A 15,086-nucleotide genomic window follows, 5' to 3' on the forward strand; every position below is an offset into this window, starting at 1 on the left:
TATTGAAAATGGCCTTGTGCGTATTGCACAAGGCCATTTTATTCACGTTTTAATATGTTGTGATAATTTATTAATGTACAGAGAACGGATTAAGAAGAAGAAAATGATCTCGATAATCCCGAAAAAGGTGAGTACAATACATGTCTCTTTTAGTAATGAAAAAGAAAACATACTTTGTAAAAACTTAACCGCAAATAACGTGTGAACACCAGCAACGATGTAAGGAACGAAAAATAAAATTCCTAATTGAATCGTTGCAGAGCGAAACATTTCTGATTCAGTTAAGCCAAGCTTTGTAATCGTAATGTATTTTTGTTTTTCATTCGTTAAGTCGTTATACATACGGAAGTATAAAACACTAGCCGCACCGATAAAGAAAATAAAGCCGAGAAATGCCCAAATAAAGAACTGAGCAACCGCATTTCCTTTACTATGAACGAGTTCATCCGTAGCTGTATAAATATGAAATGGTTTAATGAAATCTTCTTCATCCTTATGTGCTTCATACAAGGTTTCTGCATCATGATCTAAGCTTTTTAATATATTTTTTGTTGGGACAATTGCATTTTCCCAATTTTCCACGAAGTAGTTATAAACTGTAATTGTTTCAATATGAGGAATCATATTTTCAATTACTTCATCTTGCATCACAATTAAGTGAGGTAATGCAAAGGGAGGCTCAATTCCTCTATTAATAAAACCTTTAATTTGAAATTCTTTTTTATTAGAGCCAAGTGTAATCGTGTCCTGCTTCGCAAATGGGTTAGACACGAGATTTAATAACGCTGGTGAATAGCGAGAAATATTATAAACTTGTGTAGAATCAAGAGTGATTTCTGGTCTGTTTAATTGCTTTGCTATTGCGTTATAATCACTCATTTTCATAATGGAAATTGATTCTTTTGAAGCTGTATCTTTTAAAACGGTAAACTTATATTTGTCATATTGAAAATTAGCATTTGTAAGTTCAGTTTCAATCGTAGTAATATGCTTTTGTTCAAATGCATTAACACCTTCTGATGTATAGGTGAATGGTATTGGATATCGTTCTAGTATGGATGCTTTCGTATGATTGTTTGCAGCAAATAACCCGATAATAATTGTAAATGCAAGTGCAGATAGCATAGAAACGATAAAGAGTACATTAATATTACTGCGGGTACGAGAAACTAAATCTGAAATCCATAACATATTTATTTGTTTCAAATAAAACTTTCTTCGTTTCTTTAAAATATAGATAAAGAGAAGAAATGTTTGTGAAAAAAACAAATACGTCCCAACTACTACGAGCGGTAAAATAGATAGTATAATTAAGAATACAGACCCATTTTGTACATTTTTTTCCGTTATGTAGCCTTGCGGATAACCGGCAATATAATAGCATAGTCCTAAACAAGTTAAAGCAAATAGTGAAATGAGTATAGATGGTTTTTTTTCGCTCTTCTTTTTGTTAACTCCCTTAATAAGCTGCGTTGTTTTTCGAGTACGAATAAACATTGGTGTAAACGTAGAAACAATTAAAAATAAAATGATAAACGTTACGGTTGTAACGATAATCGCTTCTGTTGGCCAATATAAATAGAGACCTTTTGCACTTGTTAATTTCGAAGTGACTAATAAGAAAAAGTTAGAAAATACAAGTCCACCTTGAATGCCGATAAAGATAGATAATATCCCGATTATCATATTTTCAGTAAATAACAGTCTTTTTAATTGTCTCTGTGAGATACCGAGAATGGTGAGTATCCCGAATTGCTGCTTCCGTACATTTAAAAATGTTCCAACTGAATATAAGAGAAAAAAGAACGAGAACATAACAATCACAAGCTGTGCTGTACTAGCTAAGTTCATTAGAGGATCCCGATCTTGAAAGCCTTGTACACTTTGTAAGCGCGGATGATACGCATATACAGTAAATGAAAAGAAAACCATAATAGAAAAAGCACTACTTACAAAATAAGCGAAATATGCTTTAGAATTACGCGAGACATTTTTAAATGCGAATTGCCAAAATGTCATCCACGTCTTCCTCCTAATAATGCTAGGACATCTAATATTTCTTGATAAAACTTCTCACGATACAATCCGCGATGCAGTTCATTGTAAAGCTCTCCATCTTTAATGAAAATAACACGGTTACAATAACTTGCTGCAAACGGATCATGCGTAACCATTAAAATCGTTGCATCTTCTTCTTTGTTTAATTTCGTAAATAATTCCATTACATCAATCGCTGCTTTTGAATCTAAGTTTCCTGTTGGTTCATCCGCAAGTAAAAGAGACGGATGATGAATGACAGCACGTGCTACCGCAGTACGCTGTGCTTGCCCTCCTGAAACTTCAAAAATACGTTTGTCCAAAATATGATCAATTCCAAGTTTCTTTGAGATGTTATCGAGCTTTTCGTCCATTTCTTTTAAAGGAACATTATCTAACGTTAAAGGTAATACGATATTTTCTCCAATCGTTAACGTATCTAATAGGTTAAAGTTTTGGAAAACAAATCCTAATTCTTGACGGCGGAAAATTGCTAATTTTTCTCTACGAAATGTATGAGGTTGTTTGCCGTTAATTACGACTTCTCCAGAAGTAGGAGAATCAATTGTAGAAATAACGTTTAAAAATGTAGATTTACCACTTCCAGAAGGCCCCATAATTGCGACGAATTCACCTTTATCCACGTGTAAATTTATATTTTTTAAAGCGGTATGAGGGACTTTCCCTTCATACACTTTTGAGACGTTTTTTATGTGTAATACTTCTTCCATAATAATCACCTTTCTATTTTTAAAACTTAATATGTTGTGATAATTTTTGCATATAAAAGGAACGAATTAAAAGGAAAAAGAGAATTTCAACCGTTCCAAAAATCATAAGTACGACTGTAATTTCAGCGAAGAACGAGAGATGTAATATCTCTTGTAGCATCTTTGTCGCGAACATCGTATGGATGGATGCCATAATGTAAGGGACAAAGAAAAGAATCGCAAGTTGGATTGTAGCAGATTGTTTCATTTCGTCTGCTGTTAATCCAATCTTTGTAATCGTTATATACTTTTCTTGCTCATTTGTTAAATCTGTATACATTCGGAAATACAGAACACTGCCTGCACCGATGAAGAAAATAACACCAAGAAAAGTTCCGATTAAGAAGAATGAAGCAACGTTTAGTTTCGTGTTGTATAAAGAGTCACTTGCTTCACTTGCATGAAACGGTGGATGTTCTGCCTGAATAGCTGCATTGTCGTTATCAATTTTTGTTATAAATGCTGAACCGATAGTATGTGCTTCTTCCCAATCGTTAACTTTAAAGTTATATACACTCATCTGTTTTGAAACGGTGGATAATGTTTCTACATTTTCATCAGATAGTATGAGCAATTGGTATATTAAGCTGTTTGGGAATGGGTTATAACTTTTATATTCTTTCACTTGTAGTTGTAAATTGTTTTGAGCAAGTGTAAGAGTATTTTTCTTTTCTTTAGTATGAATTGTTCCAACAACTTGATCGTCTAAGTCTTTCATAAGAATATAAGATTCATTCTTATTCACCGAGAGAGTTTCCCAATTTAACGCCTTAGCAAGTACATTATAGTCACTTTGTTTAATGGCATAATAGAGCTGCACGTTACCTTCAGCTGAAGATACTTCATATATGTCTGTTTTAAATTTTGTATAAGTAAAGTGCTCTTCATTAAATTTTTGTTCTAACCAGTTTAAATGTTCATCAGCTAACGTATTTTCAGTATGTGATAAATATGTAAACGGGAAAGGGTTTTGCCTAATCGCATCAAACTTTGTAAATTTCCCGAATCCATATAAGAATGTAATCATTGTAAAAGCGAGCGTTGATAGCATTGCTACTATAAATAGCATATTAATATTTGTTCGAATGCGCGTTGCTAAATCCGAAATCCAAAGCATATTAATTCGTTTCATATAAAACTTTCTTCGTGTTTTTAATATACGAATAAGTAAAAAACTAATCTGTGAAAAGAAAAAATATGTTCCGGCTGCAATAAGCGATGGAATGACAAATATACTAGAGACGGCATATAAAAGCCCAATGATGTCGCCTAGCGACATAAAATATAGAGGATTTGCTGCTAATACATATCCAGATATTAAACATATCGCACCAAATAGAGAAATGAGTACGGATGCTTTTCTTTCTTTTTGTTTTGTTCCTTCTTTTAAAAGACGTACAGCTTTTCTCGTACGGATTAGCATCGGTGTAAAAGATGATACGAGAATGAAGAGTCCAAGAAAGATGATTATAGTTAAAACGATAGCACCTGTCGGCCAATATAAATATAGACCAGGTACATGTGTAATTTTGGCGGTAACTAGTAAAAAGAACTGTGAAAAAACAAGTCCAAGTTGAATACCAAAAAATATAGAAAGAACACCAATCAGCATATTTTCTATAAATATGAGTCGCTTTAATTGTTTTTGAGATATACCAAGTACTGTTAAAATCCCAAATTGTTTTTTACGAACCTTTAAAAATGTACCAATTGAATAGAGTAAAAAGAAAAATGAAAAGAACACAATGACAACTTCTGAAATTGTCATTAATATGTTCAGAGCATAATTCACGTCTGTCATATGCAATTTAGGATGAAATAAATAAACTGCAAATGAGAAAAAAATAGCAATGGAAAACGCACTGCTTACAAAATAGGCGAAATAAGCTCTGGCGTTTCTTGTTACATTTTTAAAGGCAAACTGCCAAAAAGTCATTCACCTAAACCTCCTAATAGAGTGAAGAGGAAAAGAATATAAGAGGTATCCTTTTCCTGTACTAATATATTTATAAAACTTAACCATTCGTATACTCTGATAACTTTTGCATGTAAAAGGAACGAATAAATAAGAAAAAGATGAATTCAACTACTCCAAAAATAATAAGAACTGCTGAAATTTCTTTGAATAGTGATAAAGCAATTACGTCTTGAAGCATTTTTGTCGCGAACATTGTATGAATGGACGCCATAACGTACGGAACAAAAAATAAAATGCTAAGTTGAATGGTTGCAGATCTTTTCATCTCTGCATCTGTTACACCAATTTTTGAAATTGCTACATATTTTTCTTGTTCGTTCGTTAAATCTGTATACATTCTGAAGTAAAGAACGCTACCAGCTCCAATAAAGAAAATGACACCTAAGAATGTCCCGATTAGGAAGTATGCGGCACTTCCTGATGTGATTCTATATAATGAGCCTGCTGATTCATAGGAGCGTACAAGGGGTCCTTCGTATTGGAATTCTTGTCGATCTCTTTGTATTCTTTTCATAAAATCATCAGCAATTTCATACGTCTTTTCCCAGTTTTGTACGTTATAATTGTACGCTGCTACATGCTTTGTTGTACTTGGTAAGTTGTTTACAACAGCGTCAGGTAAAATTAAAGTTTGATATGAAAAGTCAGAGGGAATGGCCCCTGCTTGTTCATAGCCCTTTACTTGTAATATCGTATTTGTGCTAGAAAGTGTAATGGATTTTCTATTGAAGCTTGGCTCAAATTGGCTGAATAAGGTGAAATAAGCATCGCCGCTTAAGATATATGCTTCGTTATCACTCATGAATAGTTCTTTCATTCGCAGGGAAGCTGCAAGTTTATTATAGTCACTTTGTTTCATTGCATAAATGTCATTGTAAGTCGTTATACCTTCATCTTCTTTCAATGGTGTTTCATATAAATCAGTTTTGATCTTTTTATAAGAGAAATTTTCTTTTTGTAACTGCTGTTCAAGCCAAGTTAAATGCTTGTTAACAAAAGGATTTGCGTCATATGAAAAATAAGAAAATGGAAAAGGTGAAGTTCTCGCAACATCTAGCTTTGTAAACTTTCCGAATCCATATAGGAACGTAATCATTGTGAAAGCAATTGTAGAAAGCATGGCTACAATAAAAAGCATATTGATATTTGTTCGAATACGACTTGCTAAATCCGAAATCCAAAGCATATTAATTCGTTTCATATAAAACTTTCTTCTTTTCTTTAAAATATAAATAAGTAAGAAACTAATTTGAGAAAAGAAAAAATATGTCCCAATTGTAACAAGCGCTGGAATCACAAAAACACTTGAAACCATATAGATAACGCCTACTTGCGTGTTTATTGAGAAGAAATATTTAGGGTTTGCAGCTAAAATATAACCACCTAATAAACAGATAGCACCAAATAGAGAGATAAATATGGATGGTTTTCTTTCCTTTTGCTTCCTACCATTCGTTTTTAATAGGTTTACCGTCTTTTTCGTACGAATTAGCATGGGTGTAAATGAAGATACAGCGATAAAGAGACCAAGAAACACAATCGTTGTTAAAATGAAAGCATTCGTAGGGGGATATAAATATATCCCCGGTAGATGTGTAATTTTCGCTGTTACTAATAAGAAAAACTGCGAAAAGACAAGTCCAAACTGCATACCGAAAAAGATAGATAAAATACCAATTAACATATTTTCAGTGAAAACGAGTCGATGTAATTGTTTTTTTGATATACCTAAAATAGTTAAAATACCAAATTGCTTTTTACGAACTTTTAAAAACGATCCGATTGAATAGAGTAGAAAAAAGAACGAGAACAAAACAATCACAACTTCTGAAAAAATCATTAATCCTGAAATTTCAGAGATCATAGTGGGATTTTGTAATTTCGGATGAAACAAATAAACAGCGAACGAAAAGAAAACAGCAATGGAAAAGGCACTGCTTATAAAGTAAGCAAAATAAGCTCTTGAGTTGCGCGTTACATTTTTAAATGCAAATTGCCAAAATGTCATAATACGTGCCTCCCGTTAGCAGGGAAATATGTAGTTTTATTGCAAAAAATGTATGAGAGTGAGTTCTCATACATTTTGCTAGCATATGTTCTGATCATGATTCAGTCACCTTCTCTACATTCTCTGCTTGATTATTCGCAGCATTGTGGAAGATGATTTTAATCGTCGTTCCTTTACCAACTTCAGAATCTAGTTTGACGGAGTGACCTAAATAATCACAAATTTTACTTACAATATAAAGCCCCATACCGGTAGATTCTCCGAATGTACGACCGTTTTTCCCAGTGTAGAATGGTTCAAATACTCTTCGAATATCTTCTTGCGGAATACCAACGCCTTCATCGCGAACTTCTAGAATAATGTCTTTTCCATTTCGATAAGCGGATAAGGACACTTTCTTTCCACGCTCACCAGAGTAACGGACTGCATTTGTCATTAACTGATAGATAATAAATTTTAGCCATTTCGCATCAGAAGCAACTTTTAGATCAGAATGTACGTCTAAAACAGGGAAGACGCCATTACGAATAAATAGTTCTTTTAATCCATTAATATTTTTTGTTACCGTATCTTTTAATGAAATCGTCTCAACATGGAAATCTTCATGGAAGTTATTTAACCTAGCCATGTATAAAGCCATATCAAGTCCTTGGTTTAGACGCTCTAACTCTTTTTTGAATTTCGGAATTAAATGTTCGTCTTCCATTTCCAGTACCATAAGCTGCATAACAGAAACAGGTGTCTTCATTTGGTGTACCCAATGGTTAATGAACAATTGATGTTCCTGTTGTTTTACTTCATACGATTGTAGTTCTTTTTGGAAGAGACGGTATTGCGTACGCACGAGTTCATTTACACCGTGAGGCATCGGAGCGGTTGCTCTTTCAATAAACGCATCTTCCATTTTTTCCGGCTGCTCACTTAATCTATGATACATTCTACGGTTACGAACGTAACGATAAGCGAGGAAACAAATAAATAAGTATAAGCTTAAAACGATGAAGTAAAACTTATTATTTTGAAATCCATCTACTGCATCATAGAGAACGAAAATGATACCGAAGTTTAATACGTACAGTAGAAAAAATGTAAAATGATCACGTAAAAATAGCTTCATGCTTATTCACTCCAAGTTGCGTTAAAACGATACCCAAGTCCACGTACTGTTTCAATAGCATTTTCAATACCAAGCTCATTGAACTTTTTACGAAGACGCGTGATGTTTACGTTTAATGTATTTTCCTCAACGAAGCTCTCATCATCCCAAAGAGCAGCTAATAAATCTTCACGGCTCGCTGTACGAGGGAATTTAGATAATAACATTTCGGCTAAAATTGCTTCTTTCTTCGTTAAAAGAACTTGTTCAGATCCGAAGTGAATTTCTGGACGTTCAGGGAATAGTTTTAAACCTTCTACTTCAACGATACGCTCAGAAATATTTGGTGCATAGTCACCGTAAATACGGCGCAATTGACCTTTAATTTTTGCCATTACAACGTCGTAGTGGAACGGTTTCGTAATATAATCATCCGCACCGCTTTCAATCGCCATAATTTGTTCCATCTCACCAGCACGCGCTGAAATGAAAATAATTGGACAAGTAGATTCATGACGAATTTGACGGCACCAGTAGAATCCATCGAATTTCGGTAAGTTCACATCAAGTAAAACAAGGTGTGGTTTCACGGCGTTAAACGATTCCATAATATCATCAAAATTTTCAGTAACAACAGCGTCGTACCCGTATTTTTGAATGTGAGATTGCAGTAATGATGAAATATTTGGATCGTCTTCAACGATTAAAATTTTATACATATGTATATTCCTCCTCAAAAAAACAATTGTAGCTATAGTGTACCATGTGTTTCACGTCTTTTCATTATGTTGAAATATAAGCTAGTTAACAGTATAGGTTAAAAGTGAGAAAAGTAAAAAGTATTATAGGGATAACTGAATGTATTGTCCTTTTAAATAGATGAAATTTCATAAAAAATAATATATTTTTTATGAAATTTGGAACTTTATTTTGCTTACTGTCCAATATATAGTGAGAACATCGTTAAGGAGGGGGCACTACTTGGCAAGTAATGAGGATATACATATCTGGATAGAACGTTTATTAAAAGGTGATGAGGAGGCTTTTGAATTTATATTTGATTTAACGAGTCAGAGAATATATGAAACTGTCTTCGCTATAGTTAAAAATCGGCATGATACAAATGAAATCGTAAATGAAGTTTACTTTCAACTTTGGAAATCTATTTCAACATATGATCAATCTAGACCGTTTCTATTTTGGTTGAATGGAATTGTTTACAAACAGATTAGTCAGTGGAGAAAAAATATATGGAAGAGGATGCGCTTATTTGAAAAACAACAATTAAGTGATAATCCAGTTGTAGACGTTCCCGAAAAAGTATTATTAAGAAAAGAAACAGAAGAGCAGTTATTAACGGTGATACAAGAACTTCCATTTAAATTTAGAATAGTAATCGTGTATCGCTTTTACCACGATTATACGTATGAAGAAATTGCAGAACTATTACAAATCCCTATAGGTACAGTAAGGTCTAGAATTCACAGAGCGTTAGAAAAAATTCGGAATCAGTCTAGTATAGAAATAGATGAGGAGGAATCTAATTCAAATGTCGTTTTCAAATGAATTTAAAAAAGCAATGAAACAAGAGGTCCCTAAAGAAGTTAAAGAGCATGCTTATCAATCCTTTAGTCAAATGTATAAAAAAGATAGCAAAAAGAAAACGAAAAAGAAATTATTAATAGCGGGTTTAATAGCGGCTGTCGTTATACCGACGAGTACAATGGCATTAAACAATTCTTATTTTGTAAAACCGGAAGTAAAATTAAATGACATGATTAACGATCAAGTTAAAAAGGATGCTGCGGATGGAAAGTCTATACAGCTAAATGAAAAAATAGTCGATAATGGTATTACTCTTCATATAAAAGAAATATTAATTCAAGATGCCAAAATACTTGTTTATTATCGTTTTGAACAACAAGATGGTTCGCTCGTTCCATATGAATTTAATACAACTGGGCTTGATATTAAATCTGATGGTAAAGAAGACGGGAAACAAGTAGAGAGTCCACATTATGAAAATAAGAAATTTAATGCTGTGCAATATTTGCATTTTCTTAGTAACACTCATATCGATAATTATCAAAAAGATCGTATTGGTAATCCTGATGCACCAGAGGCAAGTACTTTTTACTTAAGTGATGAAGCAGGCAAGAGCTTTGAAACGGCATACGCTAATCACGACAAACCAGAGGGAGTAGCGGTTTTTGAACCGTTAGAAGGTGAAAAATTCCCAGACTTCTTATCTGTACATATTAATATTAACAGAATTGGAGGAACGGAAGGAACTTGGACAACAAAAATTCCGGTCGACATAGCGCATAAAACTGTGCAGAAGGAATCTATAAAGAATGAATAATTTCGTATTATATTTAATAGAATCTGAACTGAATGTGTGAAAGCATGATTAGTTATTGGTTAAATGAATTCGGAACGATAGTAGGTATGTCCTTTATTATAAGTTTGATAATCTTTTGGATTTCTTCGTTTGTTAATAAAATGATAAAATTTAAATAAAAGAAGCTCTTCCTTTAGTTAGAAGAGCTTCTTTTATTTTGTATCCCTCGTATTTCTTCCATCTTTACAGTTTTACTCTATAAAGTAATTAATGTAGGTTAAAAGTGGAAAAAGTAAAAAGGGCCTTACATATTATTGACAATTAACTGAAATCATTTTAACATTTAGATAAATATCTAAATGTCTAATTATCGAAAGGAAGAAAGACATTGAATCAAGCATTCAAAGCATTAGCAGATCCAACAAGGCGAAAAATTTTAGACTTATTAAAAGAAGGTGATCTAACCGCTGGTGAAATTGCCGAACATTTCAATATGACGAAACCAAGTATTTCACACCACTTAAGTGCACTTAAAAATGCTGAACTTATTCAAGATGAAAAAAGAGGGCAATTCGTTGTGTACTCTTTAAACACAACTGTCTTTCAAGATTTGTTGACTTGGGTGTTTACGTTTACAAATAAGGGGGAAGAGGGGAAATGAAAAAACATCTTTTCGCAATTATATTAATTGTTACAACTTGTTTAGCTTGGGCGTTTGCTTGGCCACATTTGCCGGATACAATTGCGACACATTGGAGCGGCGGTAAGGTAGATGGCTATTCGTCTAAATTTTACGGAATGATTTCTATGGTCGGAATTATGATTGCATTATATATATTTCTAAATGTGATACCTAAGATTGATCCAAGAAAAGCAAATTATGAGAAATTTTCTAAAGCTTTTATGATGATGAATAATGGGGTACTCCTGCTACTATTTGTAGGGAATATAGATATTATTACAAGTGGATTAGGATATAACTTATTTATTAATCGGGTTCCAGAATTATTAGTGGGTGTTTTATTTTTAGTAATGGGTAATTATTTACCACAGTGTAAGCCAAACTTTTTTGTCGGGATGCGTAATCCATGGACGTTAAGTAATGAAGAAGTGTGGCGGAAAACACATCGATTTAGTGGAAAAGTATTTGTGGCTTTAGGAATTATTATGATTATAAGTGTTTTCGCTCCGGCTGATTGGAGATCTTATATGATGCTGGGGATTATAGTAGTTGCTGTTATTATAACGAATTTATATTCTTACGTTTTATATAAAAAAGAAATACAATTGTGAGCTATATTAATCAAATTTTATAGTTATAGTTTCTATGTGTTAAGAGATTTTAATACTCAGTGGGGATAATGAAAAGCTCACTGAGTAAATTTTCTGTTTTGAGGTCTGAAAATTCAGTTAAATAGATGGCTTGGGGGGATTTTACATGTTAGAAATTATAAATTTTAGTAAGACATACAAAGGTGGAAAGAAAGCGGTAAATCATTTAAATATTACTGTTAAAGCAGGAGATATCTTTGGATTTATTGGACATAACGGTGCGGGGAAAAGTACAACAATTAAGTCGTTAGTAGGAGTTATAGATTTTGAAGAGGGCGAAATTTTTATTGATGGACATTCAGTAAAAAAGGATCCGATTGCATGTAAGAGAGTAATGGCGTATATTCCTGATAATCCAGATTTATATGAGCAATTAACAGGAATTCAATATTTGAACTTTGTTGCGGATGTATATAAAGTGCCGGCGAAGGATCGGGAAGAACAGATCCAGAAGTATGGGGATGCCTTTGAGATTACACCTTACTTGGGAGACTTAATATCTTCTTATTCGCATGGCATGAAACAAAAAGTAGCGATTATATCAGCGGTTTTACATAAACCGAAATTATTAGTTTTAGATGAACCTTTCGTTGGTCTTGATCCAAAAGCAGCCGTAGTTTTGAAAGGTATTATGAAAGAGCTTTGTGAAAAAGGAAGTGCGATTTTCTTTTCTACGCACGTTTTAGATGTAGCGGAGAAGTTATGTAATAAAATAGCGATGATAAATAGAGGGAAATTAGCACTTTCAGGGGAAGTGCATTCTTTAATAAAGGAAAGTTCATTGGAAGAACTCTTTATGAAGGAGCTTGCTAATGAATACTAATAGTTTAGGACTTTTAAAAATCCGGTTAATAACGCAGCTCGGTCTAAACACTTTTAAATATGAAAAAGATAAGAAAAAGAAGCAGAATAAGATTTTGCTGACAGCATCTATTGCTCTAGTTGGTGTCATGCTAATGTTATATTGCGGAGCCTCGGCATATGGATTGGTGAAACTAGGAATGAGTGAAATTATTCCCGTTTATGCACTAGTTATTAGCAGTGTATTAACGTTGTTTTTCACTATATTTAAGGCAAATGGAGAAATTTTTGCTTTTAAGGATTACGACTTTTTAATGTCATTGCCGATTCGTGTAAATACTGTTATTGCAAGTAGATTTTTGTATTTATACTTGCTGAATACAATCTTTTCAATCATAATCATGCTACCGATGGGAGTTGTTTATGGCATACATGAAAATCAATCAGTTTCTTTTTACTTTATGTGGTTCATCAGTATGTTTATAGCATCTTTAATTCCAACAACAATTGCAGCAATCTTTGGAGCTGCGATTACGGCAATCGCTTCTAAATTTAAAAATGCGAATAAAATAACTACGATTTTAAGTTTTATAGTAATTATTACATTCGGTTTCTTTATGCTAAAAAACGGAAATGCTCAATATAGCCTTAATGATATGAACGGAATTGGTGCAATTGTTTCGGAGCAATTAACTAAAGTGTATCCACTAGCTAACATGTTTCAAAAAGCAATTGTTCATGCTGATATTATAGCTTTCATCTTATTCGTCGGGATATCAGTTAGTTGGTATTATCTTTTTGTAAAAATACTTTCGTTAAAATATAAGCAAATAAACACAGGGATTTCCACTTATCATATGCTTTCAAATTATGAGATTAATAGTATAAGAAAAGAAAGTGTATTGGTCGCATTGTATAAAAAAGAGCTGAAACGTTTCTTCTCTTCTACAGTGTATGTCATAAATAGTGGAATGGGAGTCGTGATGGCGATAGCTTTCTCGTTAGCTGTAGTTGTAGTAGGGCCAAGTCAATTAATAGCGTACCCTGGAATTGAGCCCTTGTTGCAAAAGATTGCTCCATTTGCTATTGCAGCAGCGATTTCAATGACGTGTACAACATGTGTGTCATTGTCTTTAGAAGGAAAAAATGTATGGATTATTAAGTCATTGCCTATAGCGCCAAAGATGGTTTATGACAGTAAAATTCTTATGAATCTTTCATTGAGTATACCTGCATCACTTATTAGTGCCGTATTGCTAATAATCGGGTTAAAACTCGATGTTTGGAGTTCTCTTTTCATCGTAATAACACCGATAACATACTCACTCTTTTCGGCAGTATGGGGAATTTTTATTAATAATCGATTTGGTTATTATGATTGGGTATCAGAAACTCAAGTAATAAAACAAAGTATAGGATCGTTTATCGGTATGTTTGGTGGCTTAATTATGGCAGTTATACCTGCCATGTTAATCGGTACCGGTACTATCTTGAACGACAGAGTATTTACTTTTGTAGTTGTTATAGTACTTACGATTATTACTATTTTCTTGTATAAGAACGAGTCGAGAAGAAGTATAAAGTGAAACTTTAATCAGTGGGGGGTGTTCATCCCCACTGATTATTAGCCCTCACCAATTGGGCGTTTACGGGCAGTTTATCTCCCACCTAACTTCTTTGCTTCACCTGAATTTTGAGGTGGGAGTTTTACTGCCCGCAAATAGCGGGATAAAATAAAGAAGCTGCTTTTCCTTTAAAAAGGAAGAGCAGCTTTTTTATTTTGAAAAGGTTTAGACTCTTATATTACTTTTTTAAAACAGGTATCCATATCTCGCTTCTGAAATTCGGCGAGGATATCTCTTTACTTTCATTCCACAATATTTCCGGACCTCCTGCTAGTTCATAGTTTGAAGAAGGGAACCATTCAGAATAAATACGTCCCCACACATTTTGTAATGCATCAGGAAATGGACCGACAGCTTCAAATATAGCCCATGTTGAAGTTGCGACTTCAAGTTGCGCGAATTGCTCTGGACAATCTTTCGTTGTGGCTACCCCAATATAATGATCGAGTTCGCCTTTTTCCTCCATTCTTCCTTCAGAAAAATTTGTAGAAGCACTAATGATTCCATTTGGTTCCACATTTGAAAGGGACTTTAATGTTTGAATAGACTCTGGATTTAAACTTTTCCACATAGAAGCGATTTCTGCATTTACACCGTTAAACACAATCGGTACTCGTTTTGTAATACCAATGATTTGAAATGGTTCTTTTTCTTCAATTCGATAGTTCATTTCATTTCCTCCTCGGATCGATAACTGGAAGGTCATTGGTGAATAAGCTTTCAAAGAATGGCTACTATTTCGGGCCTCTGAAGGTGTTATGCCGTGCAAGTTTTGAAAGGCACGTGCAAAAGAATCCGGTGAGTTGTACCCATACTTTATAGCGACATCAATGACTTTTGCATTGCTATCTTTTAGTTCAAAAGCAGCAAGAGTAAGACGTCTACAGCGAATATAATCAGATAGTGATATACCTGCTAAAAACGAAAACATTCTTTTAAAGTGATACTCAGAACAGAGAGCTAGCCTCGCAACTTCTTTAAAATCAATTTCATTCGTAAGGTTATCTTCAATATAGTGCATTGCTGCATTCATATTTTTAAGTGAATCCATACTATGACCTCCTCTGTACATAGAATAGCAGGAACGAAATAACCCCA

13 protein-coding genes are annotated in these 15,086 nt (G+C 33.6%); 6 read left to right on the forward strand and 7 right to left on the reverse strand.

Annotation, left to right across the window (positions count from 1 at the left end):
• Positions 1 to 42: 42 nt before the first annotated feature.
• The 6 genes from A6J74_RS20245 to A6J74_RS20270 all read right to left on the reverse strand — a co-directional run bounded on the left by A6J74_RS20245 (position 43) and on the right by A6J74_RS20270 (position 8,608).
• Complete coding sequence (locus A6J74_RS20245; RefSeq protein WP_000144933.1) at positions 43 to 2,019, reverse strand: FtsX-like permease family protein; 1,977 nt, start codon at positions 2,017 to 2,019, stop codon at positions 43 to 45.
• On the reverse strand, positions 2,016 to 2,768 hold the full coding sequence (locus A6J74_RS20250; protein WP_000393256.1) for an ABC transporter ATP-binding protein: 753 nt from the start codon (positions 2,766 to 2,768) through the stop codon (positions 2,016 to 2,018). Before A6J74_RS20250 ends, A6J74_RS20245 begins: the two co-directional genes overlap by 4 nt.
• 19 nt (positions 2,769 to 2,787) lie before the next feature.
• Positions 2,788 to 4,743, reverse strand: coding sequence for an FtsX-like permease family protein (locus A6J74_RS20255; protein ID WP_000144988.1), 1,956 nt, complete (start codon positions 4,741 to 4,743; stop codon positions 2,788 to 2,790).
• Positions 4,744 to 4,822: 79 nt separating this feature from the next.
• Positions 4,823 to 6,793: an FtsX-like permease family protein gene (locus A6J74_RS20260; RefSeq protein ID WP_000145026.1), complete on the reverse strand. Its 1,971-nt coding sequence runs from the start codon at positions 6,791 to 6,793 to the stop codon at positions 4,823 to 4,825.
• A gap of 94 nt (positions 6,794 to 6,887) precedes the next feature.
• Complete coding sequence (locus A6J74_RS20265) at positions 6,888 to 7,910, reverse strand: sensor histidine kinase (protein WP_000765355.1); 1,023 nt, start codon at positions 7,908 to 7,910, stop codon at positions 6,888 to 6,890.
• A 2-nt stretch (positions 7,911 to 7,912) separates the two neighbouring features.
• On the reverse strand, positions 7,913 to 8,608 hold the full coding sequence (locus A6J74_RS20270; RefSeq protein WP_000276732.1) for a response regulator transcription factor: 696 nt from the start codon (positions 8,606 to 8,608) through the stop codon (positions 7,913 to 7,915).
• Between the two features lie 262 nt (positions 8,609 to 8,870).
• Between A6J74_RS20270 and A6J74_RS20275 the strand changes: the two genes are divergently transcribed.
• The 6 genes from A6J74_RS20275 (at position 8,871) to A6J74_RS20305 (ending at position 13,949) form a co-directional block, all read left to right on the forward strand.
• Complete coding sequence (locus A6J74_RS20275) at positions 8,871 to 9,455, forward strand: sigma-70 family RNA polymerase sigma factor (RefSeq protein ID WP_000157856.1); 585 nt, start codon at positions 8,871 to 8,873, stop codon at positions 9,453 to 9,455.
• Positions 9,439 to 10,251 (forward strand): DUF4179 domain-containing protein, encoded by an 813-nt coding sequence (locus tag A6J74_RS20280; RefSeq protein WP_000010523.1) that lies wholly within the window; start codon positions 9,439 to 9,441, stop codon positions 10,249 to 10,251. The genes A6J74_RS20275 and A6J74_RS20280 overlap by 17 nt, the downstream gene beginning before the upstream one ends.
• 367 nt (positions 10,252 to 10,618) lie before the next feature.
• On the forward strand, positions 10,619 to 10,891 hold the full coding sequence (locus tag A6J74_RS20290; protein ID WP_001070532.1) for an autorepressor SdpR family transcription factor: 273 nt from the start codon (positions 10,619 to 10,621) through the stop codon (positions 10,889 to 10,891).
• Entirely contained in the window at positions 10,888 to 11,523 is a 636-nt protein-coding gene (locus A6J74_RS20295) for an SdpI family protein (RefSeq protein WP_000716342.1), read from the forward strand. The genes A6J74_RS20290 and A6J74_RS20295 overlap by 4 nt, the downstream gene beginning before the upstream one ends.
• Before the next feature lie 145 nt (positions 11,524 to 11,668).
• Positions 11,669 to 12,385 (forward strand): ABC transporter ATP-binding protein, encoded by a 717-nt coding sequence (locus tag A6J74_RS20300; RefSeq protein WP_000889768.1) that lies wholly within the window; start codon positions 11,669 to 11,671, stop codon positions 12,383 to 12,385.
• Positions 12,375 to 13,949: a putative ABC transporter permease subunit gene (locus A6J74_RS20305; protein ID WP_001095675.1), complete on the forward strand. Its 1,575-nt coding sequence runs from the start codon at positions 12,375 to 12,377 to the stop codon at positions 13,947 to 13,949. Before A6J74_RS20300 ends, A6J74_RS20305 begins: the two co-directional genes overlap by 11 nt.
• Positions 13,950 to 14,166: 217 nt before the next feature.
• On the opposite strand, the gene A6J74_RS20310 is transcribed toward A6J74_RS20305, so the two are convergent.
• Positions 14,167 to 15,039, reverse strand: coding sequence for an AraC family transcriptional regulator (locus A6J74_RS20310; RefSeq protein WP_000377674.1), 873 nt, complete (start codon positions 15,037 to 15,039; stop codon positions 14,167 to 14,169).
• Positions 15,040 to 15,086: the final 47 nt, after the last annotated feature.

The sequence above is a fragment of the Bacillus sp. FDAARGOS_235 genome, assembly GCF_002073415.2.
GTDB lineage: Bacteria > Bacillota > Bacilli > Bacillales > Bacillaceae_G > Bacillus_A > Bacillus_A toyonensis.

Excerpts from the sequence above, each read along its gene's own strand:
- A6J74_RS20280 (WP_000010523.1), top strand. The coding sequence starts at position 9,439 with ATGTCGTTTTCAAATGAATTTAAAAAAGCAATGAAACAAGAGGTCCCT.
- A6J74_RS20310 (WP_000377674.1), bottom strand. The coding sequence starts at position 15,039 with ATGGATTCACTTAAAAATATGAATGCAGCAATGCACTATATTGAAGAT.
- A6J74_RS20250 (WP_000393256.1), bottom strand. The coding sequence starts at position 2,768 with ATGGAAGAAGTATTACACATAAAAAACGTCTCAAAAGTGTATGAAGGG.
- A6J74_RS20300 (WP_000889768.1), top strand. The coding sequence starts at position 11,669 with ATGTTAGAAATTATAAATTTTAGTAAGACATACAAAGGTGGAAAGAAA.
- A6J74_RS20270 (WP_000276732.1), bottom strand. The coding sequence starts at position 8,608 with ATGTATAAAATTTTAATCGTTGAAGACGATCCAAATATTTCATCATTA.
- A6J74_RS20305 (WP_001095675.1), top strand. The coding sequence starts at position 12,375 with ATGAATACTAATAGTTTAGGACTTTTAAAAATCCGGTTAATAACGCAG.
- A6J74_RS20295 (WP_000716342.1), top strand. The coding sequence starts at position 10,888 with ATGAAAAAACATCTTTTCGCAATTATATTAATTGTTACAACTTGTTTA.
- A6J74_RS20265 (WP_000765355.1), bottom strand. The coding sequence starts at position 7,910 with ATGAAGCTATTTTTACGTGATCATTTTACATTTTTTCTACTGTACGTA.
- A6J74_RS20245 (WP_000144933.1), bottom strand. The coding sequence starts at position 2,019 with ATGACATTTTGGCAATTCGCATTTAAAAATGTCTCGCGTAATTCTAAA.
- A6J74_RS20260 (WP_000145026.1), bottom strand. The coding sequence starts at position 6,793 with ATGACATTTTGGCAATTTGCATTTAAAAATGTAACGCGCAACTCAAGA.
- A6J74_RS20255 (WP_000144988.1), bottom strand. The coding sequence starts at position 4,743 with ATGACTTTTTGGCAGTTTGCCTTTAAAAATGTAACAAGAAACGCCAGA.